Here is a 22371-nt window from a genome sequence, read left to right on the forward strand (position 1 = left end):
CGACGCCATCTGGTCCGGGGTTAACCCCGGACCAGATGGCCAACAGCAACGCCGTCAGAAGGGCGGCATAACAACAACCGGGTATAGCTTATCAAGCCCGCAAAACTGTCCGAACGGACGGGACCACCTCTATGCATGCAACCGACCCCACCTTTCTCGAAGCGCGGCTGGGACAAGCGGATTCGGAAGGCTGCATCCGCATTCCCGCCCGCGTGAACAGCTTCATTGACCGCCACGGCCTGCTTGACCGCCAGCTGGACCTGATGGCACAGCAGAATGATCCGCAGAAATCCCGTTCCATCCGCGCACTGCTGGGCGCCAGCCATACCCCGACCCCCCTGGAAGGGGACCGGGTGGTTGTGGTGGATTCATCCGATACCCATGCCCCGCTGTCCGACCCGGCGCTGGCCCAGAAAATACAGGACAGCTTTGCCCAGTTCCTTGCCGCCTCGCAGAACCCGCCAGCCCCAGCAGGCGGCGCGCCCCCGGCACAGGTTGCAGGCCAGCCCCTGTCGCCGCTGCCCGTAACCGCGCCCCCTGCCACGGCGCAACCCCAGCCCACAGTGCCCGTGCCGACACCGGCCCCGACGTCGGCACCGGCCGCTACCGTACCGGCGCCTTCCCCCGCGCCCTCCACGCCTGCACCCGTGCCTGCTCCTGCTCCTGCTCCTGCTCCTGCTCCTGCTCCTGCTCCTGCTCCTGCTCCTGCTGACTGGGGCGATTGATGCGACGGGGCAAATAAAAAAGGATTTTACGGCATCGTTTTCAGGTCATGCCTACAGGTTTGCAGGCATCACACATCTGACAGTAAATAAAAAACGGCAAAAGCTTCTGGGTGCCGCTTTTTTTCAAAAAAACGGCGTTCTTCGAAGCTTTTTGAAAAAAGCTTCACCAAAAACTTCATTATCTCTTCCGGCCTGACGCCATGAAGGCAAGTGTGGTTTTACCATAAAAAAAGGGGGCATGACTGCCCCCTTTCCTGACCCGTCAGCGTGACCGGAGCCGGTTATGACCAGCGCCAGTTACGGATCTCGGGCAGGTCCTGACCATACTGCGCCACGTATTCCCTGTGTTCGACCAGCTTGTTGCTGATCGCCTCATTGGCATAGGCCGCCTTTGCCGCAAGGCCCGGCACGCGACGGATCACGTTCTGCACCAGGTGGAAGCGGTCCAGGCTGTTGCGCACCGTCATGTCGAAGGGCGTGGTGGTAGACCCTTCCTCACGGTAGCCATGCACATGGAAGTTGCGGCAGTTGGTCCGCTTGTAGATCAGCTTGTGGATCAGCGCCGGATAGCCATGGAACGCAAAGATCACCGGTTTGTCGGTGGTGAACAGGCTGTCGAACACGAAGTCATCCAGCCCGTCGGGGTGCTGGGTCTTCGATTCAAGCGTCAGCAGGTCCACCACGTTGATCACGCGGATCTTCAGGTCCGGCAGGTGTTTGTTCAGCAGTTGCACCGCCGCCAGCGTTTCCATGGTCGGCACGTCACCCGCGCAGGCCATGACCACATCCGGCTCACCCCCCCTGTCATTGCTGGCCCATTCCCAGATGCCGATGCCCTTGGCGCAGTGCGCCATGGCTGCTTCCATGTCCAGCCACTGCGGCTCGGGCTGCTTGCCCGCCACGATCACGTTCACCCGGTCACGGCTTTCAAGGCATTTATGGGCCGTGCACAGCAGGGTATTGGCATCAGGCGGCAGGTACACCCGCACCGTCTTGGCCTTCTTGTTCAGCACATGGTCAATGAAGCCGGGGTCCTGATGGCTGAAGCCGTTATGGTCCTGCCGCCAGACATGCGATGTCAGCAGGTAGTTCAGCGATGCGATCGGCGCGCGCCACGGCACCTCATCCGCCTGCTTGATCCATTTGGCATGCTGGTTGACCATCGAATCCACAATGTGGATGAAGGCTTCATAGCAGGACAGGAAACCGTGGCGGCCCGTCAGCAGGTAGCCTTCCAGCCAGCCCTGGCAGGTATGTTCGCTCAGGATTTCCATCACATGGCCATCAACCGCCAGATGGTCATCATAATCAAAAGTTTCGGCGTTCCAGGCCCGGTTGGTGACATCCAGCACGGCATTCAGGCGGTTGGAATTGTTCTCGTCGGGTGCCAGCACACGGAAGTTGCGCGCGGGCAGGTTGAGCTTCATCACATCACGCAGCCACGATCCCAGCACGCGCGTGGCCTCACCCAGTTCATGCCCCGGCGAGGACACGCTCACCGCGTAGTCACGCACATCCGGCAGGCGCAGGTCACGGCGCAGCAGGCCGCCATTGGCGTGCGGGTTGGCACTCATCCGGCTGTTGCCCTTGGGCGCAAGCGCCGCGATTTCGGGCAGCAGGGTACCGTTTTCGTCAAACAGTTCTTCCGGCCTGTAGCTGTGCATCCATTCATCGAGCAGCTTGAGGTGCTCGGGCTTGGTCATGTCGGTAATGGGCACCTGATGGGCGCGCCAGTAGCCTTCCGTGCGCAGGCCATCCACCGTCTTGGGGCAGGTCCAGCCCTTGGGCGTGCGCATGATGATCATGGGCCAGGCCGGGCGTGTGGTCTCGTTCTTCTCACGCGCGGCTTTCTGGATTTCGGCAATGCGGGCAAAGGCCGTATCCATCGCCACGGCCATCTTCTGGTGCATGATGTCCGGGTCATGGCCTTCCACCACGATCGGGTCATACCCATACCCCCTGAACAGGCTCAGCAGTTCCTCGGGCGCGATGCGGGCCAGAACGGTGGGATTGGCGATCTTGTAGCCATTGAGGTGCAGGATCGGCAGGACCGCGCCATCGGTTCTGGGGTCAAGGAACTTGTTGCTGTGCCATGACGTGGCCATGGGACCGGTCTCGGCCTCGCCATCACCCACCACGCAGGCAACAACCAGATCAGGGTTGTCAAACGCCGCGCCATAGGCGTGGGAGAGCGAATAGCCCAGTTCCCCGCCTTCATTGATCGAACCCGGCGTGGTGGGGGCCGCGTGGCTGGGAATGCCACCGGGGAAGGAGAACTGCTTGACCAGACGGGCCAGCCCGTCCGCATCCTGCGATACTTCGGGGAAATACTCGCTGTACGTCCCTTCCAGATAGGTGCTGGCAACAATGCCCGGCGCCCCGTGGCCCGGCCCCGCCACAAACAGGATGCTGCGATCCTGTTCACGGATGATGCGGTTGAGGTGCAGGTAGAGGAAGTTCAGCCCCGGCGTGGTGCCCCAGTGGCCCAGCAGGCGCGGCTTGGTGTGTTCCAGCTTGAGCGGCTCACGCAGCAGCGGATTGGCCAGCAGGTAGATCTGGGCAATCGACAGGTAGTTTGCTGCATGCCACCATTTGTTGAATAGCGCGACATCCGCTGCGGACAGCGGTGTTGCGGATGCAGTTTCACTCATTTGCGTTCCTTCCGAGATAGTCCGTCCCTGCCCGGCCTGCACTCAGCCCAGACACATCAGCACATGCCGACGGATTGTCGTTTCCTCGTCGGTGGGGATGACCCGCACCTCCACGGCGCTGTGTGGCGTACTGATGATTTCCCGATGCGCGGCATTGGCCTGCGCGTCGATGCGAATGCCCGCCCATTCCAGCCGTGCGCACACGGCGGCGCGGATGGTGGCATCATGTTCGCCAATACCGGCGGTGAACACCAGCCCGTCCAGCCCCTGCAGCGCCGCCATCATGCCGCCCGCCTGCTGGGCAAAACGGTAGACAAACAGGTCCAGCGCCTGTGTCACCGCGGGGCTTGTGCCCGCGTGGGCGTGCAGGTCGCGCATGTCCGCCGACAGGCCCGAGACGCCCAGCAGGCCGGAGCGGTGATAGAGGATGTTCTCGATCTCCGCGACACCCAGCCCTTCCTCACGCAGCATGTACAGGATCACGCCGGGGTCCAGATGCCCGCAGCGCGTGCCCATGACCAGCCCGTCCAGCACCGAGAAGCCCATGGTGGTATCCACGCTGCGCCCGGCCTGCAGGGCGCACAGGCTGCCGCCGCTGCCAATATGGGCGACAATGGTGCGCCCCTGCGCCAGATGCGGCGCGCGCGCGCGCAGGCAGGTGGCGATATATTCATACGACAGGCCATGGAAGCCGTAACGCCGCACCCCGCGCGCCGCGTAATCGCCCGGCAGCGCCTGCGCCTGCGCAACGGCGGGCAGCGTGTGGTGAAAGCCGGTATCGAAGCACGCGACCTGCGGCAGGTCGGGATACTGGGCCAGCAGGGCCCGCACGGGGGCAAGGCTGCCCGGCTGGTGCAGGGGGGCAAAGGGGGTCAGGGCGGCAAGGCGGGCCAGCACGCCGGGCGTGATGCGCACGGGAGCGATGAAATCCGGCCCCCCATGCACCACCCTGTGCCCCACGGCCATGAGGTCGACATCCCCAAGCTGCTTTCCCACCCACGCCATAAGGGTGGCCATGGGGCCATGCTGGGCCTGTTCGGCTGGCGTGCCGGGCGGGACGGGGGCCCATGTCTCATCCACCAGTACGCCGCCCGTGGCATCATGGGCGACAAAATGCGGGTGGGAACCAATGCCCTCCAGTTCCCCCGACGCGATACGGCGGGAAGGGGAAGAAGCCGTATCCCCTTTTTCAATGGCGAACAGGGCGAACTTCAGACTGGACGAACCTGCGTTGAGTGCCAGCACTGCACGGGTCATGCCTGTGTCCCCCTGTCCGTTTTCCGAAACCGGCAGCATGTCACGCTGATCTGACATGCCTGACATTGATGCGAATCAATTGCCTGCATCATGGCCGCCGTCAAGGAAGCGCCATAACCGGCCCATCAGCGCATCCTATAATCAGACACGGCCGCGCAAGCCAACGCCAGAAGTATAAAAAAGTTTTTTAAATCATATCATTAGATAAAAACATGTCTCCGCGTTCCGCCCGCTCTCCCGGTGCGGGCACCGGCCTGAACGGGCATGCATACCACATGCGCGTATCATATGTTTCCGCCTGCACGCGGGCAGGCGACTCAGCCAAAGCGGCGCGCCAGCACCGCGCGCGCGGCACCGCGCGCCTCCCCCGCATCACGCCCGACACGGATAAGGGCGGGAATCTGGAGCGGGTTGCACAGGATGCTGCGCGCCAGCGCCCCCACAGCCAGGCTGCCATCGGGGCGCAGGGCAACCACGGCGGCCGGTGGCAGGGTCCGGTCCGCCGGATCACAGACCACACGCATCACCGCAAAGGGCACCCTGCGCGCGGCAGCCATTTCCGCCACCACGCCGCTTTCCATATCCAGCGCCACGCAACCCGTCTGCCGGAACAGTTCCGCCTTGCGCGTGGCCTCCGTCACGATCACATCGCTATGCAGCAGGTCGCCCCCCAGCACATCCGCGCGGCCAGCCCCAAGCCAGTCCAGCAGCGCGGGCGATGCGGCAAGCCGCTCGCCATTGACCACGACATGGGCGGGCATGACCACGGCACCGGGCGCAAGCGCAGGGTCCAGCCCCGCCGCCAGCCCGAAGGAAAGCAGCGCATCCACGCCCCCTTCCAGCAGGTCCAGCACCGCCTGCCGCGCACCGGACAGGGTGGCCCCGCTCAGGCCGAAACGCGCCTGCGGCAGGAAGGGACGGATAAGGGCGGCTTCCGCCTCCATTCCCACCACAATACCCAGGCGTGAAAAGGGAGAGACGGATACAGGATCAGGCATGACGGCCCCTTTCGCGGCTTTCATGAACCGTAGCGGGCATGACCACGCACGCCACACGGCATGTTGCGCTACCCGGCCCACGCCAGAAACGGAAGGCGCTGACAGCGGTCAGGACAACGCGGGAAGTATATTGCGGCGTCACCGCCCGCGCCGCTTCATTGCGGCCGGCCGGCGGTACCGCGGCGGCCATGCACCGCACGGGCCGCCGCCGCACCGGAACGGATCGCGCCCTCGATCGTGGCAGGCAGCCCCGTTGCCGTCCAGTCCCCCGCCAGCAGCAGGTTGGCGGCCATGGTACGCGTACCCGGCCGCAGGCGGTCCTGCGCGGGGGTTGCGGCAAAGGTGGCGCGTTTTTCACGCACGATGCGCAAGGGCGGCACGGCCACCGGCAGGGGGGCGGTCGCCGCCGGGTCGATCGCGGCGCGCACCTCGTTCCAGATCAGCGCCGCCAGCCCGTCCAGGTCCCGCGTGGCGTAACGGTTGGCGGCGCTGACCGTGACCGAGAGAATCCGCTCTTTCACGAATACCCATTCACTGATCCCCCCCACCACACCGATGAAGCGGGCCTGCGCCAGCCCGCCGGTCAGCACCGGGGTGTGCGGCAGCAGGAAATGCACGTTCAGGATCGACTCGAACGCGTCCGGCGCGCTGAAACCGGGCAGGTCGGCCGCCAGCAGGCTGGCCGCAACGGGTGGGGGCACCGCCATGATCACGGTATCCTGACCACCAAGGGCGATCCGTTCCTCCCCCAGCCGCAGGGCCGTGACCTGGCCCGCTTCCATGTCCACCGCGCTGACACGGCTGCCGGTGCGCACATCGGCCTTCAGCACCGACAGATGGGCCAGGGCGGGATCGACAAAACTTTCGGACAGGCCCACGGCGGGGAAGCGCGGCAGGCAGTTGCGCCCCCCCTTCGCAAGGCTTTCCCTTACCACCGCCCCCAGCAGGGCGGCGCTGCCGGTATCGGGCATGGTGTTGAGCACGGATATGGCAAAGGGTTCGAGCAGGCGGCGCGCCAGACTGCCCGGCTGCAGGCAGTCGGAGACCACCATGTCCGGTGTCGCCTCCATCAGGGCCAGCAGGCCACGCAGTTCGGCCAGCCGCATGCCCGGCACCCGCCTGCGCTTCGAGAGCACCCATAGCGGCACCCGCCCGCGCGAGAGGTCAAGCGTCCAGCGCATCCGGTCCGCCAGATCCACGAACGGGAAAACCGGCCGCTTCGGCCCCACCAGCGTATCCTGCGCCCCGATCAGGCCAAGGTAGCGGTACACCGCCGGATTACCCGACAGCAGAAGATGGTTGCCATTATCGATCCGGCAGCCCAACTGGCGGTCAAGGTAGGAACGGGCGCGGCCACCACAGGCCGGTCCCGCCTCGTACACCGTGACCCGCTCGCTACCACCCGCCAGTTCAACCGCCGCCGACAGGCCCGCCAGCCCGCCGCCTACAATATGGACATGCCCCGTCATGCCGCCTCAGCCCGCCAGCGCGCGCAGCGCGATCAGCAGCTTGCGCGGGCGTGAGAGCGAGACCCGACGCTCCGGCGTGCCCCAGCCCTGGCGTTCCTGCGCCGCGAGGATGGCGGCATAGGTCGCCCCCATCAGGCGCGCGGGCCGCATGGCCGTGTGGTCACACCGGGCCATGGCCGCCGCCGCCGCGCGGAAATGGTCGTGCGCCCGGCCGGCCAGGATGCGCCCCACCTGCCCAAGACGGGGCGCGCGCATCACGGCTTCGGGTTCGGGGGGGATGCCAAAGCGTTCCAGCAGGTCACGCGGCAGGTACAGGCGGCCCAGCCGGGCGTCCTCGGCCACGTCACGCAGGATGTTGGTGATCTGCAGCGCCCGGCCCAGATGGTAGGCCACCTGATCGGCGCTGGGCGATGCATCGCCAAACACCCGCACCGACAGCCGCCCCACGGCGGAGGCCACGCGGTCACAATACAGGTCGAACGTTGCCTCATCGGGGGCGACAACGGGACCGCTTGCATCCATTTCCATGCCGTCGATCACATCATTGAAGTCCTGCTGGCGCAGGTCGAAACGGCGGATGGTGGCCATCAGCACGCGGTCGATGCCATCATGGGCCTCGCCCGCGTACAGCCGGGCAATGCGCGCGCGCCACGCTTCCAGCCTGCGGGACCTGTCGGCCGGGTCCCCCAGTTCGTCATCGGCCACGTCATCCACCAGGCGGCAGAAGGCATAGACCGCGTACATGCCATACCGCCGGTCGGGCGGCAGGATACGCATCCCCTTGCCAAAGGACGTACCCGACCGGACCACGATCTGCTCGACCTCGGCCAGATCGGCGGAATCGCAGCCCAGTACCGGGGCCTCATCATGGCGCGCGCGCAAAAAACCCATTCCCGCGTATTCCGTTCACTTCAACAGTTACAGTTCAGCCCGTTTCTTAGCGGCAATCGCACGCCAGGACAAAATCCCGCCCGCTCAGACCAGCGTGCGCATGGCCCCCGCAACCGCCCCCACCACATCCGCGCGGGAAAGCCTGACGCGGCCGGCCACCGGGTCCTCCTCGCGCAGGCGCGCCGCCAGCCGCCTGGAAAGGCCCACGATCACCGCCGCCTCCATGCGCATGCGCCGGTCACGGATCATGCGCGGCAGCAGGGCCGCGTGGCGGTTGAGTTCATCCACCCGGTCCAGCAGGGCCGCGAACACCCGGCGCAGCCCGGGCACGGCATAAAGCCGGCGCAGGTCATCCACGGTAACGCCCTCGCGCTCCAGCCACGGGCGCGGCAGGTAGCAGCGGTCCAGGTTACGCAGGTCATCGGCGCAGTCCTGCAGGTGGTTGAGTACCTGCAGCGCCGTGCACAGCGCGTCCGACGCGCCAAACGTCTTCGGGTCCTCACCATGCAGTTCCAGCAGGAACCGCCCCACGGGGTTGGCGGAATAGCGGCAGTATTCCTCCAGTTCCTCCCATGAATCATAACGGTTCTTCACCGCATCCTGCCGGAAGGCCACGATCAGGTCGGTGGCCGTGCTGACGGGCACACCGGTCCGGGCCAGCATGCGGCCCACGCGCACCGCCGTCTGCGCATCGCGCCGGTCGGGCGCGCCACGCGTGCCCAGCACCACGTCCTCCATGGCATCAAGGCGGGCGATCTTCTGCTGCGCATCCAGCCGGTCGGTATCGACGATATCATCGATCACACGGGCAAAATCATAATAGGCATGGACATAGGGGCGCAGCCTGCGGCTGATCAGCAGGGAGCCTACCGGAAAGTTCTCGTCCCCCGCATCCTTGCCCGACGAGACATCCTCGCTCCCCCACACGGCCTGCTCATCTGTGTTCACCCTACGTCATCTCCCATGGTGCGGTTCATTGCGGTCGCGGTGCCTTCACCACGCATATGTGTCGAGATCGCGCCGTCGGGTTCGGTATAGGCACGGCTTTTCCAGACCACGCCCCGCCCCCGATGGTGGTCCACTGCCGAACCGATCGTGGCCAGCGTATAGAACCCCGCGATGACCGGCAGCAAGAGCGCCCACGCCGATGACTGCCCGAAGCGGCGCAGCGTGGGGGTGTAGGATGCCATGGACAGTACCCACGCCACCGCCCCCAGCATGCAGGGCAGGCCATGGGCCAGCAGGGCAAGCTGCATGGGCACGATCCACACCAGCACCATGCCGATTATGGTACCCGCCAGCAGCAGGGGGGAATAGCCCAGCTGCACATAGGCCGTGCGCGCGACCATGCGCCAGATATCGGCCGGGTGCGGATAGGGGCGGATGGAACGGGCCAGACAGCTGTGGCCCAGGTAGATGCGGCCCCCGCTGTGCTTGACATGGGCGGCCAGCGTGCAGTCATCGATCAGCGCGCCGCGCAGGCTCTCGATCCCGCCGATGCGCGCCAGGGCGCTCCAGCGCACAAGCACCGTGCCGCCGGCCGCCCCCGCCACCCGGCTGCGCGGGTTGTTCACGCTGGCGAAGGGGTAGAGCAGGGCAAAAAAGAACACGAAGGCCGGGACCAGCATGCGCTCGGCCTGGCTTGCGCAGTTCAGCTCCACCATCTCCGATACCTGGTCAAGATGGTCCGCCTGCGCCTTGGCCACCAGGGTGGAGACATGACGCGGGTCGTGGGTGATATCGGCATCGGTCAGCAGCACGAAACCGCCCGAATCCGGTGCCAGTTCGCGCGCGCGCGCAACGCCCTGGGCCACCGCCCACAGCTTGCCACTCCAGCCCGGGGGCCGTGCCCTGCCGGCCACCACCGTCAGCCGCCCGCGCGGGTCCGGCACCGAGCGGGCCAGCCTGCCGGTGCCATCCGTGCTGTTGTCGTCCACCAGTATGACATGCAGCGCGCCGGGATAGTCCTGTGCCAGCAGGGAGCGGATACACTGCACGACCGAAGCCGCCTCGTCCCGCGCGGGCACCACCACGCACACTTCGGGGCAGTTCCCCGCCGCAAGCTGGCTGCCACGCACCGGGGCCAGCACCGGCCCGGCCTGCCAGAAACGGCCATGGCAGAAAATCAGTCCAAACCAGACGACACAGACCAGAGCGGAAAGCACAAGCACGAGCATGACCGAGGCCTCAGTCCAGCATGCCGTGCTGACGGAACCAGTCTATGGCGTCCTTCACCGCTTCCCGCGCGGGGCGGGGAGCGTAACCCAGTTCACGGATGGCCTTGTCTGACGAGAAGAACATCTTCTTGTGCGACATGGCCAGCATCTCCCGCGTGACGCGGGGCGCGATGCCGAACGCGCGCGACAGCCATTCACTGGCCACCGCCACGGGCCAGATCACGGCCTGCGGCAGGCTTATGCGCGGGGGGGCGACACCGGCCAGTTCGGCGGTCATGGCAAACAGGTCGCGCAGCAGGTAGTTCTGGCCGCCCAGGATGTATTTCTCACCAATACGCCCGCGCTCCAGCGCCAGGGCGTGGCCCTCGGCCACGTCATCCACATGCACGATGTTGACACCCGTATCGACGTAAGCGGGCATGCGGCCGGCCGCGCAGTCCAGGATCATCTGCCCCGTGGGGGTGGGCTTGATGTCACGCGGGCCGACGGGGGTGGAGGGATTCACGATCACGGCGGGCAGGGCGCGTTCATGCACCAGGCGCAGCACTTCCTGCTCGGCACGGTACTTGGAGCGCTTGTAGATACCGATCACGCCATGTTCATGCACCGGCGTTTCCTCATCGGAGACCGTGCCGTCACCAATCAGGCCCAGCGCCGCAACGGAGGAACAGTAGACAATCCGCTCCACCCCCGCCTTCTGCGCCGCCAGCATCAGCGCGCGGGTCCCTTCCACATTGGCCACCATCATCGGCACCGGGTCGGGCACCCACAGCCGGTAGTCCGCCGCGACATGGAACACATAGCGGCAGCCCTTTACCGCCGTATCGAAACTGCCGGGCGTTGACAGGTCCCCCTCCACCAGTTCGGCGGGAAGATCGCGCAGGTTGGTCAGGTCGCTTCCCTTGCGCACCATGAGCCGGAGCGTATGCCCGCGCTCGAGCAGGTTACGGGCAACGGCGGAGCCGACAAAACCGGTCGCACCGGTTACAAGGGTTGGGGCAGTCATGGTCTGAACGATCACTCCGTCAGGGACAGAATTCACGATTGCGATACGGACTCGCAACCGGCGGGCGTTCCATTTATCCCGACACCTCCCGGTGGCGCCAGACCTTCCTGTAGTGTAAGTGAGGCACGACTGGCCACCGTGGCGTGAATTTCACCCGGTGTTCCCCCGCCAACAGACCAAGACGGAATCTTTTTGAGAAAGCTCACCATCCTGCTGGCCATCCTTGGCCTGGCCCTGCTTACCGGCTGCACCGCGTGGTTCGGGGCGGGTTCGGTCATGAAGGCCATCGTCTCCATCGGGTTCGTCGGGTTCATGGCGACTGTCGTGGCACAGCTTGCAGTCGATGCAATACTGGGTCTTGCGTGGCACGCGGCTTGCCGGGACATTCCGCTGGTGCAGCTGACGGTCTCGCGCATGATCCGCGATGCCGCCGCGTCATGCCTGCCGTTCTCGCAGCTGGGTGGCATGGTGCTGGGCATCCGCGCCACATGCTCGAGCGACCTGTTCGCGGGCAGGAAGGGCCGGCATGTGGACGGAGGCGAGGCCGCCTGCGCCAACCTGGTGGACATCACCACCGAGGTGATGGGCCAGATCCTGTTCATCCTGACCGCCGTGCTGTGCCTGGTCGCCCACCAGCAGTCTAGTCCGTTCGCCCGGCCCGTCATTATCGGTCTGGTGCTGCTCAGCCTGGGAATCGGGGGGTTCATCTACACCCAGCGCCATGGCGGTGACCTGCTCAAGCGCGTGGGCCGCAAGCTGGGCCACAACATGGCCGCGCAGTGGCAGGATGCCATGCTCAGCAGCGCCGACAGCATACAGGAACGCTTCGACGCCATATGGTCGCATCCCGGCCGCATCATTCAGGGGGCGGTCCTGCATTATGTGGGCTGGCTGGGCAGTGCGGCCACCATCTGGGTGGCCTACTACTTCCTGGGCGCGCATCTGAGCTTCAGCGGTGCCGTTGCGATCGAGGGGGTGGCCTGCGGCATCATGTCCGTCTCCTTCCTGGTACCGGCGGGCCTGGGCGTGCAGGAAGCGGCCTATATCGCCCTTGGCTCGGCCTTCGGCATCGCGCCCTCGGTCTCGCTGGGGCTGTCACTGCTGCGGCGCGGACGGGAACTGGTCATCGGCATTCCCATGCTGCTGCTGTGGCAGGGGATGGAAATGCGTGCCCTGCGCCGCAAGGAAGGCGTTCCGCCGCCCGCCGGGGGCACGACGGCATCCGCCGCCGCCCCCGTCACGGTGCACGAACCCCACGACCCCACACGCAAGTAATACCCCCACAAACCCCAAAGCCGGACAGACCCCCGCGCCATGACGGACCAGCCCAGCCCCCTGTTTGAAACACTGGCGATTATCGGCCCCGGCCTGATCGGCTCCTCCATCCTGCGGCGCGCAATGGAAGACCGGCGCATCGCGCGCAGGCTGGTGGCATGCGACATCAGTCCCGCAGTGCGCGCCCGCGTGGCCGAACTGTGCATTGCCGATGCCGTCGAGGCCGATCCCGCCACGGCGGCGCGTGGGGCGGACTGCGTGATCATATGCGTGCCGGTGGGTGCCATAGCCATGGTGGCGGCGCAGGTCATGCCCGTCATGAAAAAGGGCGCGATCCTGAGCGAGGTGGGATCGGTCAAGATCACGGTCATGGAGGCCATGCAGCCGCTGCTGGCGCAGTATCCCGATATTGCCTTCGTGCCGGCGCACCCCATGGCGGGCACGGAATTCTCCGGCCCCGATGCCGGTTTCGCCACCCTGTTCGAGGACAGGTGGTGCCTGCTTACCCCCCCCGCCGGCACGCCAGACACCGCGATCGCGCGCATCACCACGCTGTGGGAGATGATGGGGGCCCGCGTGCGTGACATGACCGTGGAACACCACGACCGGGTCTGTGCGATTGTCAGCCACCTGCCGCACCTGCTGGCCTTCACCATATGCGGCACGGCCGATGACCTGGCGGATGAAACCCGGTCGGAAGTGCTGGACTTCGCGGCATCGGGCTTCCGGGACTTCACGCGCATCGCGGCGTCGGACCCCACCATGTGGCGCGACATCTTCCTCAACAACCGCGCGGCCCTGCTGGACATGCTTGACCGCTTCATTGCAGATGCGCAGGCCATGGGCGATGCCATCCGCACCGGTAATGAAGACGTGATCGTCAGCCGCATCCAGCGCGGCCGCGCCATCCGGCGCAGCCTGATCGAGAACCGTCAGGCATGAAAACAGAAAAGTTTCTGGTAAAGCTTTTTCCCAAAAAGCTTTGAAGAATGCCGCCTTTTTGAAAAAAGGCGGCACCCAGAAACTTTTATTCCTTACTGTCTGATTACTTTAGGTGATGGTTGCAATCCGTAGCGTGTTGGTACTGCCCGCCACCCCAAAGGGCAGGCCCGCCACAATCACCACCGCATCGCCCACGCCACCGTAGCCATCCGCCTTGATGATGGACAATGCCTGGTCCACGACACTTTCAATGGTATGCACCGGCGTTTCCTGCCCCACCGAGACCGCCTGCACCCCCCACGCCACCGCCAGCCTGCGGGCCACGTCATCGCTGGGCGCAAGGCCGATGATGGTGCAGGCCGGCCGCTCACGCGCAATGCGCAGCGCGGTGCGGCCCGACAGCGTGAAGGCGGCGACGGCGGCCACATCCACCGTGGCCACGATCTGGCGCGCGGCGGCGGCAATGGCACCGGCCACGTTGTGGTCCGCCTCGGGGCTGGACGCCTCAAGCTGGCAGCGCCAGACCTCGTCCTCCTCCACCCGGCGCACGATGCGGTCCATGATCGCCACCGCCTCACGCGGGTAGGCGCCCACCGCCGTCTCGGCCGAGAGCATGACCGCATCCGCGCCGTCGAACACCGCCGTCGCCACGTCCGATGCCTCGGCACGGGTGGGAGTGGGGGCGTGGACCATGCTTTCCAGCATCTGGGTCGCCACCACCACCGGGCGGCCCAGCCTGCGGGCCACGCGGATGATGCGCTTCTGCGCCAGCGGCACCAGTTCGGGCGGCAGTTCCACGCCCAGGTCGCCACGCGCCACCATGACCGCATCCGACAGGGCGACAATCTCTTCCAGATTGTCCATCGCCTGCGGTTTTTCCAGCTTGGTCATGATCCATGCCCGCCCGTCGGCCAGCCGGCGGGCCTCACGCACGTCCTCGGGGCGCTGGACGAAGGACAGGCCGACATATTCGATGCCCAGATCCAGCGCGAAGGCCATGTCCGCGCGGTCCTTGTCCGTCAGGGCGGGAATGGGCAGCACCACGTCGGGCACGTTCACGCCCTTGTGGTCCGACAGCACGCCACCCAGCGTCACCTCCGTCAGCAGGAAATCGGGGCCGCGTTCGCACACCTTCAGCGCCAGCCGGCCATCATCCAGCAGCAGGGTGCTGCCTTCCTCCGCTGCCGCAAGGATTTCACGATGCGGCAGGCAGACCCGTGTCTCGTTTCCCGGTGCGGGATCAAGGTCCAGACGGAAACGCGCGCCCGGTGTCAGCTGCACGCGCCCGTTGGCAAACGTGCCCACCCGCAGCTTGGGGCCCTGCACATCGGCCAGAATGCCCAGCGGGCGGCCCAGCTCGGCCTCCACATCGCGGATCACGCCATGACGGGCGGCATGGTCCCCATGCGTGCCATGGGAGAAGTTGAGCCGGAACACATCCACCCCCGCCACCGCCAGCGCGCGGATGGTCGCATGATCGGACGTGGCCGGGCCAAGCGTCGAGACGATCTTGGTCCGGCGCATGGCACGATAGGGTGTATCCGGCATGTCTTTCTCCCGTCTGTTCCTGTCCTGGTGCCTCAGGAAGGTGCGATCACCTCCTGCGGCAGTAATCCCCACATGGCGCTGCGTTCCAGCCAGCCGCTGTACTGCTTGACCGAAACCTTGCACCATGGCGTACCCGCCGCGCACTGGCGGATCGTCCCCACCACGCCCGGCCGCAGCACGGCCACGGGTGCGGATGTGGTGGCGGCATCCGCACGCAGCATGACCGCCCCCTTGACGCCCGCGGCCTCCGCCACATCGGCCACATGCCCGACAATCCGGGTATCGGCCCGGCCGATCACGTCGGTTTCCTTGGCACTTGGCTGGTCGGCCTGCTGGGCGTCACCCTGCGGCGGAAGTCCCGGTATGACAAACGTGCGGGTTCCCACCAGGGTTGCCTGATGGACCCAGCCCTTCTGCCCGTCCGAATCCTCCACCAGCCGCCAGACATCGAATTCACGCTCGATTTTTACCGGCAGGCCACGGCGGTGGTACACCCAGTCAATCGGGTAGCGCTGGCCCGGCCCGGTGCGCAGGTTGACCTCATCGGCGCGGAAGGCGGCAAAACGCGGCAGCGGCAGCCCGGTCACGCTTCCCTTGGTATTATCAACCGGGACGGGCGGCGGGGCCTCCACTGCGGGCGGGCGGGCGGATGCGGGCTGTGTGGCGGCTGTCGCGGCCACGCCCGCACCGGCCGCTACGCCCGCTGCTGCCGCCGCATGGTGGTGATGCGCCGCGGCGGCGGGCTTCGCCTTCTCCTTGCCTGCATGCACATGGGCATGGCCCAGGCTGCTTCTGGCCGTGGTGGCACCATGCGTGGCCTTGTCGTGCTCAGCCGCATGGCGGGCGTGATGATGCGTCGCCTGCGACGCCGCATGGGCCATGCCGCCGCCCGCCAGCAGTGCCATCGCACCGGCAGCCAGAAACAACGACCCGCGCCGGGCGGGAATGCGGGACGGCACACCGGCCGGTCGCGCAAGGGGTTCATGCCGCATGCACTGCGCCATCGTGTTCTTCAATCCTTACAGGGTTATGATCTGCCGCCCCCGGGCAGCTTCGAGAAAGGTGGGAATACCCGCCACCCGCACGCCATCCAGCAGCAGGTCGGGCGCAAGGTCGCACAGCCGGAGGGCCGCATCACAGACCATGAGGGTCGCGTCCAGTTCCATGACCGCCTCGCGCAGCGTATCCATGCCCGCGACACCGCGCGCGCGCACCAGTGCATCATCACCCGCATCATGCAGCCCACTCCAGTCACGCGCCAGCGCATGCACGCCCCGCCCGGCGGCAAACACGATGACCGGCCGCCCGATGGCCAGGGCCCCCGCCGCCACGACAAAGGCGTAATGCGCCCGCGCATAGGCCCCGTCATACAGCAGGATGGCCAGCGCGCCATCGGCAGGGTCCATGGTCATGACGCGACCCCCGCGGGCACCCGGCAGCCGGCCTGTGCCGGTGCCTGATGGGCTGACAGGTCGTGGATGGCGGGATGCGCGCCACACAGCGCGCAGTCGGGATCGGATGGCAGGGCAATGGTGTGAAAGCGCATGGCCAGCGCGTCCCATACCAGCAGGCGGCCGGCAAGACTTTCGCCAATGCCCAGGATTTCCTTCAGCGCCTCGGTCGCCTGCAGGGTGCCCATCACGCCGGTCACCGCACCGAATACCCCGGCTTCGGCGCAGGATGGCACGGTGCCCGCGGGCGGGGCCTCGGGATACAGGCAGCGATAGCACGGGCCGCCGGGACGGAAGGTGGAAAGCTGCCCCTCGAAGCGCAGCACGGCGGCGGAGACAAGGGTGCGCCGTTCCAGCGCGCAGGCATCGGCCACAAGATAGCGGGTGGCGAAATTGTCGGAGCCATCGCACACCAGGTCGTATCCGCGTACCAGCGCGCGGGCGTTTTCCGCCCCAAGCCGGGTGTTATGACAATCAACCCGCGTACCGGGGTTGAGCGCGCGCAGGGCGGTGGCCGCCGACTCGACCTTGGGCTGGCCGATCCGGTCGGTTGCATGCGCGATCTGGCGCTGCAGGTTGGACAGGTCCACCACGTCGTCATCCACCAGCCCGATCCGGCCCACCCCCGCCGCAGCCAGGTAAAGGGCGACGGGCGAGCCAAGCCCCCCCGCGCCAACAACAAGGATACTGGCGTCTTTCAGGGCCTGCTGCCCCGTGCCGCCCACTTCGGGCAGCAGGATGTGGCGCGCGTAGCGCTGGATCTCTTCTTCGGAAAAATTCACCCTGTCCTCCTGCCCGGACCCGGTTGCCCATACGGGGCGGATACACTGTGCCACCGCGGGGGTGCAGCGGGAAGCAACAGGCCCGTGATCACGATTACGTGATAATTTCCCACCTCAATCATGAAACCAATGCATGCCGGATATGTTTCCAGTATAGTCTGTCACAAGCATGAAGCCTGTTGGGGGGAGTATAAATCAATGTCTTATCTTTCCCGCATGGAAATTCCCGCCGGCCTTTCGGCACTGCGCCGCCAGCAGGCGCGCTGGGTCTGCGCGGGCACTCTGGCCGCCGCCAGCACGCTTTACATGGCCTCCCCCTTCTTCACGCTCTGGTCCATCACCTCCGCCATCCGCAGCCATGACATGGGCAGCCTGAACACCTGCCTGAAATGGGAATCGGTACGCAGCGGACTGAAGAACCAGGTGGTGGACAGCCTGATCGGCCCGCCCCACGCCGATGACGAACTGCCGGAATTCGGCGCGTCCTTTGCGTCATCCGCCGTCTCCAACGCCATTGATGAGGAAGTGCGCCCCGACCGGCTTGGCGTACTGGTGGACCACCTGATGCCACCCGCCGCACAGAGCGGCACGCATCAGGGCCTATATGGCATGCTGCGCGGCGTGCACATGCACTTCACCCATCCGGGTGTGTTCGAGGCGAGCATGCTCGTGCCCGGGCATGAAAATGAAACCCCGCTGCGGCTGCAGATGCGTATCCACGCCTTCCAGTGGAAAATCCATCATATCGACCTGCCCGCACCCCGCCCCCATCCCCTGATCGAGGCATCGGCGGGTCCCCTGCCGCAGCCGGTCACCCAGCCCTAGGGGCCGGGAAGGGTGGGCCTACCCGCCCCCGCGACTACGCGGCCGGTCATTTCGGGGCAGGCAGGTCTTCTTCAAGAACGGTCATGTGGACGGCGTAGGACACTTCGCCCTCATCCTCGTCACGATGGATGGTACCCACCACCTCACCATTGACGGCCAGCTCGACAGACAGCCCGGCCCGCGGGGGCGCATTGACCGTAAGCCCCGGCGAACCCAGCAGGCGACGCAGGCAGATCTGAAGGCGCGAAATTTCGGAAGAGGACATGGCACTCATGAAACGTCTGTTCTCCACAATGGCAGGACCCGCCAGAAATATGATCAGGGCCGGATATGGCCCCCTGGTCAACGCGCGTGGCCGGTCCGGTCAGGATCGCGCGGCTGCCCCGTCCGTTACCGGGCATCGCCGCAGGCTATAGGGACATGTCGGCACACCTGCAACCGCGTGCCCATCATTTTCCCCACCCGCGCCGTGGCAATGCCACGATTCCCCCCTCTGGTTGATCATACCGCAACACCAGCACGAAAGGAGAATTAAAGACCATGCGCCTCCAATCCTTTCCCCGGCTGATGCTGCTTGTCGCCCTGCTTGCACCCCCCGTCGGGCTGACAGCACTTGCAGCCAGCCTGCCCCCCGCCGGCGCCCCCACCGAAGCCAGCCTGGGGCTGAGCGCGCGCAACCTTGCCCGCCAGATCCATGAAGATGGCGCCGAGGCCACGGCCCGCGCGCTGGATGCCCACAGGTCCTGGCCCCAGCTGCGCCGGGCGGTGGCGGCGGGGTGGGACGGGTGGATCGCACTGGTGCCCGACCTGATCACCCATGTGGATGACCCGACCGCCAGCCGCCTGCGCACGGCCCTGCGTCAGGCCCTGCCACGCAACCCGCATGCCGTGCTGTCGGTCATTGATCCCGGTAACGGGCCGCTGCTGGGCGCGGGTGCCCTGTGCACGCCCCATGGCATGTCCGCGCGCTGGCGCACGAACAGCATCCGCGCCATCAGCGCGGTGCACGACATCCATCTGGCCCACCAGTCGGCCGACTGCCTGGCCGCCCTTGCCCCCGCCAGCGGAACTACTGGAAAGGCAGATAGCGGAACGTGACGTAAATGGTGTTGCCGCCCGTGGTGGGGGTTGCGCCATCGCCGCCCTTATAGGCAAATTTGCGCAGGTATGTGTACTGCACGCCGGTCATGACCGCGCCATATCCGCCCTGCAGCACATGCCACCAGCCACCCACGGTCAGGTCGGCTACGGTATGGGTCTGGGCATCGCAGCTGCCACCACTGATCTGTTCCACATCACAGCTGCTTAATGCCAGGTCGTTCACTCCGTAGCCGTATTCATAGCCATCCGTGCCGGTATAGGTCCGCCGCCCGGCACTTTCCACGCCCCCGTACAGATAGACCAGCAGGTTGGATGTGGGATGGCCGATCAGGCCCATGCTGCCAATGATCTCGGGAATGGGCGCGGGCGTGCCATTGGCCTTGAACGTGGCATCGGGCAACATCGCGGGCCCATAACGGCCGATACCCTGCCCCGCCAGCACATTGCCGGTAAACTGCAGGTAGCGTGGGATGACATGCACCGTCACGTCCCCCCCCACGCCGCCGGCAAAGGACACGCGCTCACGGATGGGGCTGCCTGCCGCGGATGCCTGCGACATGGCCTTGAACCAGCGCGCAAGGCCATAGATCTCGTAATGGGCGGGCCGGGTATCCAGCGCGCCCTTGAGCACGATGTCGGGCGCGACATCCATGCTGTATTTGGCATTGGGATTGAGCATGCCGGACCCTGCATTGTTGTAAAGCAGGGTCGTGCCGGACGAGGCCAGGGTGTCATCATCCGTACCGGTCAGCATGGCGTGGTCGCCCGCGCTGCCCGATGCGGCATAGGCCACCTGCGGTGCCTCCAGCGACAGGCCCAGCCACCACTTGCGCCCGAAATCCTTGATGAAGCGGATCTGCGGCACGCGGGTGAACACGATGCCGGGGATCTGGTTGTTATCGACCACCGGCGGCAGCTGTTCATGACGTGACAGCAGGCCCTGCGTATAGCCCGTCGTCAGGCTCCAGGCCTGCCCCGCGAGGATATGGAAGCCCCACTTGGTGTTGCTGTAGGTCATGTACGCCTGCCGGATGCGGGGCGTGTAGCTGTTGGTCTGGTAGCTGTTGGCGGTACCGGCGGCGCCGCCGAAATCGGTCTCGATATAACCCGACAGGGTCTCGTCCTTGGTGGGCGAGCCCTGCAGCAGCACGCTCAGGCGTGTCAGCTGCGCCGAGGGCCGGTACTCCCCGGTATGGGCATTGGGGCTGTTGGCATAGGGAAAGCTGCCCCAGCTGGTGGCGGGGCCGCTGGTCAGGTTCTTGCTGCGGTAGATGTTGGAAAAATCGATGAATCCCCCCAGCCTGACCGACACGCCGCCAATGCGGAATACGGGCGGCAGGCTGTCCACCCCGGTCTGGGTGATGGCCAGCGGGCTGGAGGAATCAAGGTCGAGCTTGGCCTGCGCCGGGATGATTGCCTCGGTCATGGTGTTCTCGGCCGCGGCGGCGGCCTGCGCATCATCCGACAGGGCCGGGCCGCCGATGGTCAGCCGTGAGAGATCGGGCATGACGCTGAGCTGGCCCGACGGGTTGCTGGCCGATGCACTGCCCCCCGTCCGCCCGCCCGAGCGCAGGGTGCGGCCCGCCACCACGTTCTGGCTGCCGCGCGCCATGCCGTGATGGGCTTCCAGCTGTTCGACCTTGGCTTCCAGCCGCCGCATTTCGGCATGGATGGCCCGGATTTCGGCCATGTCGTCCGCCCGGGCGGGCGATGCCGCCACCAGGCCACCCAGCATGGCCACCATCCCGCCCAGCATCATGCCTGCCCGGCCCGCCCTGTCCAGGCAGGTACCGGCATGGTGGCCGGGATGGCCCTTTTTCCAACAGCAATCCATCAGTCTGGCGTGTCCGCCCCTGCACATCCGGTTAACAAACAAGAATCCGTCCCGGCCTGCCGCCCGCATGCAACGCCAACCGGCGTGGACAGGACCGATTGCGCCTTGCGTGTATATGGCGGCCAGAACATAGGAACAGATTCCGGACCGATATAGAAAAAACGTTCAACTGCTATGCATTAGTCAGTCTCATGCACGGCATATATTCGCATGATTCCGTTTATTGCACACCATTTCTTCCTTTAACTCAAGGCCTCTACATGCGCCAGCAAGGGAGAGCACGCCATGACCGCAACCCGGCCACCGGGGGGATCAGCCATCACGGACCGGCCCCTTGCGGGTGCCCCCCATCCCGACCATCCACTACACTGGAAACTGTATGGCTGCGAGATGGTGGCCACCATGGTGCTCATGCTGTGCGGTATCGTGTCGGTCACGCTGCTGACCACGCCCCAGACCCCCGTCGGGCGCATGCTGGCCCCCCATCCCGTAATCCAGACCATGCTGTGCGGGCTGTTTTTCGGGCTGGCGGGGACGGTTGCGGCCTATACGCCGTTCGGGCGCGTCAGCGGGGCGCATGTCAGTCCCTCCGTCTCGCTGGCATTCAGCCTGGCCCGGCGGCTGGGATGGGTGGACCTGTGCGGATATGTGGCCGCCCAGATGCTGGGGGCCTGTCTTGCCGCCGTGCTGCTGGCGGGTGTGGGGCATGTGCTGCCGGTATGGGGAAAGATGGCGCAGGACGCGACCTTTGCCGCCACGGTGCCCTTTTCCGGTGTTGCGGTCGTCTGGCCGCTGGTGACGGAAATGGTGCTGACCTGCCTGCTGGTGATCATGCTGTGCGCGCTGGCCGCCCATCCGGTGCTGAAATGGTTCACGCCATGGGCGGGCGGCGTATTCTTCTGCCTGTGCAACCCGGTCTCGGCGTGGCTGTCGGGCAACAGTTCCAATCTGGCCCGCAGTTTTGGCCCCGCCGTCGTGACGGGGCAGTGGGACTCCTTCTGGATCTATGCGCTGGGACCGTTCACGGGGGCGGCGATGGCCATCTGGCTGCTGCGTTCGCGCCTGCTGGGCCGGATCGAGGTGGAGGAAGCGCGGCTGGTCAATTTCGGCCACCATGGCCGCATTCCCTCCCTTCTCCATCCCGGTCGCCGCATGGAAGGCGGGCCTGCGAAGTACGATTGAAGACTGTGGTTCAAAATACCCTACTTGCAATCGATGAAAATTATTCCCAATATCGCCTTACTGAAAGGCAGATCGGGTTCATGCCCGGTTTGCAGGCGTTCTCGGGGCGGGGTGCAATTCCCCACCGGCGGTATCTGCTTCCTGTAACGGGGGGCACAAGTCCGCGAGCGCCCGGCCACTTCTATGCTGGTCGGGGTCAAGCAGATCCGGTGTGATTCCGGAACCGACGGTTACAGTCCGGATGAGAGAGAACGGAA

20 protein-coding genes and 1 riboswitch are annotated in these 22371 nt (G+C 65.9%); of the genes, 6 read left to right on the plus strand and 14 right to left on the minus strand.

The annotated features are described in order from the left end of the window. Positions 1 to 131: 131 nt before the first annotated feature. Complete coding sequence (locus CFR78_RS15970) at positions 132 to 725, plus strand: hypothetical protein (protein ID WP_258365796.1); 594 nt, start codon at positions 132 to 134, stop codon at positions 723 to 725. Positions 726 to 1006: 281 nt separating this feature from the next. On the opposite strand, the gene CFR78_RS00010 is transcribed toward CFR78_RS15970, so the two are convergent. From CFR78_RS00010 to hpnA, 8 genes are all read right to left on the minus strand, one after another. After that, positions 1007 to 3376: a phosphoketolase family protein gene (locus CFR78_RS00010; protein WP_034930360.1), complete on the minus strand. Its 2370-nt coding sequence runs from the start codon at positions 3374 to 3376 to the stop codon at positions 1007 to 1009. 42 nt (positions 3377 to 3418) lie between these two features. Next, the gene (locus CFR78_RS00015) at positions 3419 to 4633 is read right to left on the minus strand and encodes an acetate/propionate family kinase (protein WP_034930415.1); all 1215 of its coding nucleotides are present in this window, start codon (positions 4631 to 4633) and stop codon (positions 3419 to 3421) included. Positions 4634 to 4950: 317 nt separating this feature from the next. Beyond that, a complete protein-coding gene (locus tag CFR78_RS00020) occupies positions 4951 to 5631 on the minus strand; it encodes a phosphorylase family protein (protein ID WP_034930357.1) in 681 nt (226 codons plus the stop codon). A gap of 155 nt (positions 5632 to 5786) precedes the next feature. Further along, positions 5787 to 7100, minus strand: coding sequence for a hydroxysqualene dehydroxylase HpnE (hpnE, locus tag CFR78_RS00030; RefSeq protein WP_034930352.1), 1314 nt, complete (start codon positions 7098 to 7100; stop codon positions 5787 to 5789). Between the two features lie 6 nt (positions 7101 to 7106). Further along, on the minus strand, positions 7107 to 7991 hold the full coding sequence (hpnD, locus tag CFR78_RS00035; RefSeq protein ID WP_034930348.1) for a presqualene diphosphate synthase HpnD: 885 nt from the start codon (positions 7989 to 7991) through the stop codon (positions 7107 to 7109). A gap of 84 nt (positions 7992 to 8075) precedes the next feature. Beyond that, positions 8076 to 8939, minus strand: a complete 864-nt coding sequence (hpnC, locus tag CFR78_RS00040) for a squalene synthase HpnC (RefSeq protein ID WP_007397318.1) — start codon at positions 8937 to 8939, stop codon at positions 8076 to 8078. Further along, positions 8936 to 10168 carry a glycosyltransferase gene (locus CFR78_RS00045; protein ID WP_034930345.1) on the minus strand — a complete coding sequence of 411 codons (1233 nt, stop codon included), beginning with the start codon at positions 10166 to 10168 and terminating at the stop codon, positions 8936 to 8938. The genes hpnC and CFR78_RS00045 overlap by 4 nt, the downstream gene beginning before the upstream one ends. Before the next feature lie 10 nt (positions 10169 to 10178). Then, positions 10179 to 11174 (minus strand): hopanoid-associated sugar epimerase, encoded by a 996-nt coding sequence (gene hpnA, locus CFR78_RS00050; RefSeq protein ID WP_034930343.1) that lies wholly within the window; start codon positions 11172 to 11174, stop codon positions 10179 to 10181. Between the two features lie 192 nt (positions 11175 to 11366). Between hpnA and CFR78_RS00055 the strand changes: the two genes are divergently transcribed. Further along, a complete protein-coding gene (locus CFR78_RS00055) occupies positions 11367 to 12449 on the plus strand; it encodes a lysylphosphatidylglycerol synthase domain-containing protein (protein ID WP_034930340.1) in 1083 nt (360 codons plus the stop codon). Positions 12450 to 12488: 39 nt separating this feature from the next. Beyond that, on the plus strand, positions 12489 to 13391 hold the full coding sequence (locus tag CFR78_RS00060) for a prephenate dehydrogenase/arogenate dehydrogenase family protein (RefSeq protein WP_007397314.1): 903 nt from the start codon (positions 12489 to 12491) through the stop codon (positions 13389 to 13391). Positions 13392 to 13499: 108 nt separating this feature from the next. Here CFR78_RS00060 and pyk read toward each other — a convergent pair whose 3' ends face one another. Genes pyk through CFR78_RS00080 form a run of 4 tightly spaced genes read right to left on the minus strand, consistent with a single transcriptional unit; the run spans position 13500 to position 17172 of the window. Further along, positions 13500 to 14939, minus strand: a complete 1440-nt coding sequence (pyk, locus tag CFR78_RS00065) for a pyruvate kinase (protein WP_034930337.1) — start codon at positions 14937 to 14939, stop codon at positions 13500 to 13502. A 32-nt stretch (positions 14940 to 14971) separates the two neighbouring features. Then, the gene (locus CFR78_RS00070) at positions 14972 to 15943 is read right to left on the minus strand and encodes an SH3 domain-containing protein (protein WP_034930335.1); all 972 of its coding nucleotides are present in this window, start codon (positions 15941 to 15943) and stop codon (positions 14972 to 14974) included. 15 nt (positions 15944 to 15958) lie between these two features. Next, positions 15959 to 16351, minus strand: coding sequence for a hypothetical protein (locus CFR78_RS00075; protein ID WP_371440432.1), 393 nt, complete (start codon positions 16349 to 16351; stop codon positions 15959 to 15961). Further along, entirely contained in the window at positions 16348 to 17172 is an 825-nt protein-coding gene (locus CFR78_RS00080) for a HesA/MoeB/ThiF family protein (protein WP_034930329.1), read from the minus strand. Before CFR78_RS00080 ends, CFR78_RS00075 begins: the two co-directional genes overlap by 4 nt. Before the next feature lie 198 nt (positions 17173 to 17370). Here CFR78_RS00080 and CFR78_RS00085 point away from each other — a divergent pair, with 198 nt between their 5' ends. Then, positions 17371 to 17997 (plus strand): DUF2939 domain-containing protein, encoded by a 627-nt coding sequence (locus CFR78_RS00085; RefSeq protein WP_034930326.1) that lies wholly within the window; start codon positions 17371 to 17373, stop codon positions 17995 to 17997. 46 nt (positions 17998 to 18043) lie between these two features. On the opposite strand, the gene CFR78_RS00090 is transcribed toward CFR78_RS00085, so the two are convergent. Continuing rightward, a complete protein-coding gene (locus CFR78_RS00090) occupies positions 18044 to 18271 on the minus strand; it encodes a DUF3126 family protein (protein ID WP_034930412.1) in 228 nt (75 codons plus the stop codon). 266 nt (positions 18272 to 18537) lie between these two features. On the opposite strand from CFR78_RS00090, the gene CFR78_RS00095 reads away from it, so the two are divergent. Further along, the gene (locus CFR78_RS00095) at positions 18538 to 19095 is read left to right on the plus strand and encodes a hypothetical protein (RefSeq protein WP_240471389.1); all 558 of its coding nucleotides are present in this window, start codon (positions 18538 to 18540) and stop codon (positions 19093 to 19095) included. Here the strand turns inward: CFR78_RS00095 and CFR78_RS00100 are convergent. Next, on the minus strand, positions 19067 to 20857 hold the full coding sequence (locus tag CFR78_RS00100) for a hypothetical protein (RefSeq protein WP_007397305.1): 1791 nt from the start codon (positions 20855 to 20857) through the stop codon (positions 19067 to 19069). The genes CFR78_RS00095 and CFR78_RS00100 overlap by 29 nt on opposite strands. Before the next feature lie 360 nt (positions 20858 to 21217). Here CFR78_RS00100 and CFR78_RS00105 point away from each other — a divergent pair, with 360 nt between their 5' ends. Then, complete coding sequence (locus tag CFR78_RS00105; protein ID WP_034930323.1) at positions 21218 to 22114, plus strand: MIP/aquaporin family protein; 897 nt, start codon at positions 21218 to 21220, stop codon at positions 22112 to 22114. 93 nt (positions 22115 to 22207) lie between these two features. Continuing rightward, a riboswitch (FMN riboswitch) is annotated at positions 22208 to 22371 on the plus strand.

This window comes from Komagataeibacter rhaeticus (assembly GCF_003207855.1).
Taxonomy (GTDB): domain Bacteria; phylum Pseudomonadota; class Alphaproteobacteria; order Acetobacterales; family Acetobacteraceae; genus Komagataeibacter; species Komagataeibacter rhaeticus.

What these genes read in the sequence shown, in the direction of transcription:
- CFR78_RS15970 (WP_258365796.1), top strand. Translation starts at nt 132, where the DNA reads ATGCATGCAACCGACCCCACCTTTCTCGAAGCGCGGCTGGGACAAGCG.
- CFR78_RS00010 (WP_034930360.1), bottom strand. Translation starts at nt 3,376, where the DNA reads ATGAGTGAAACTGCATCCGCAACACCGCTGTCCGCAGCGGATGTCGCG.
- CFR78_RS00015 (WP_034930415.1), bottom strand. Translation starts at nt 4,633, where the DNA reads ATGACCCGTGCAGTGCTGGCACTCAACGCAGGTTCGTCCAGTCTGAAG.
- CFR78_RS00020 (WP_034930357.1), bottom strand. Translation starts at nt 5,631, where the DNA reads ATGCCTGATCCTGTATCCGTCTCTCCCTTTTCACGCCTGGGTATTGTG.
- hpnE (WP_034930352.1), bottom strand. Translation starts at nt 7,100, where the DNA reads ATGACGGGGCATGTCCATATTGTAGGCGGCGGGCTGGCGGGCCTGTCG.
- hpnD (WP_034930348.1), bottom strand. Translation starts at nt 7,991, where the DNA reads ATGGGTTTTTTGCGCGCGCGCCATGATGAGGCCCCGGTACTGGGCTGC.
- CFR78_RS00045 (WP_034930345.1), bottom strand. Translation starts at nt 10,168, where the DNA reads ATGCTCGTGCTTGTGCTTTCCGCTCTGGTCTGTGTCGTCTGGTTTGGA.
- hpnA (WP_034930343.1), bottom strand. Translation starts at nt 11,174, where the DNA reads ATGACTGCCCCAACCCTTGTAACCGGTGCGACCGGTTTTGTCGGCTCC.
- CFR78_RS00060 (WP_007397314.1), top strand. Translation starts at nt 12,489, where the DNA reads ATGACGGACCAGCCCAGCCCCCTGTTTGAAACACTGGCGATTATCGGC.
- pyk (WP_034930337.1), bottom strand. Translation starts at nt 14,939, where the DNA reads ATGCCGGATACACCCTATCGTGCCATGCGCCGGACCAAGATCGTCTCG.
- CFR78_RS00070 (WP_034930335.1), bottom strand. Translation starts at nt 15,943, where the DNA reads ATGGCGCAGTGCATGCGGCATGAACCCCTTGCGCGACCGGCCGGTGTG.
- CFR78_RS00075 (WP_371440432.1), bottom strand. Translation starts at nt 16,351, where the DNA reads ATGACCATGGACCCTGCCGATGGCGCGCTGGCCATCCTGCTGTATGAC.
- CFR78_RS00085 (WP_034930326.1), top strand. Translation starts at nt 17,371, where the DNA reads ATGTCTTATCTTTCCCGCATGGAAATTCCCGCCGGCCTTTCGGCACTG.
- CFR78_RS00090 (WP_034930412.1), bottom strand. Translation starts at nt 18,271, where the DNA reads ATGAGTGCCATGTCCTCTTCCGAAATTTCGCGCCTTCAGATCTGCCTG.
- CFR78_RS00095 (WP_240471389.1), top strand. Translation starts at nt 18,538, where the DNA reads ATGCGCCTCCAATCCTTTCCCCGGCTGATGCTGCTTGTCGCCCTGCTT.
- CFR78_RS00100 (WP_007397305.1), bottom strand. Translation starts at nt 20,857, where the DNA reads ATGATGCTGGGCGGGATGGTGGCCATGCTGGGTGGCCTGGTGGCGGCA.
- CFR78_RS00105 (WP_034930323.1), top strand. Translation starts at nt 21,218, where the DNA reads ATGACCGCAACCCGGCCACCGGGGGGATCAGCCATCACGGACCGGCCC.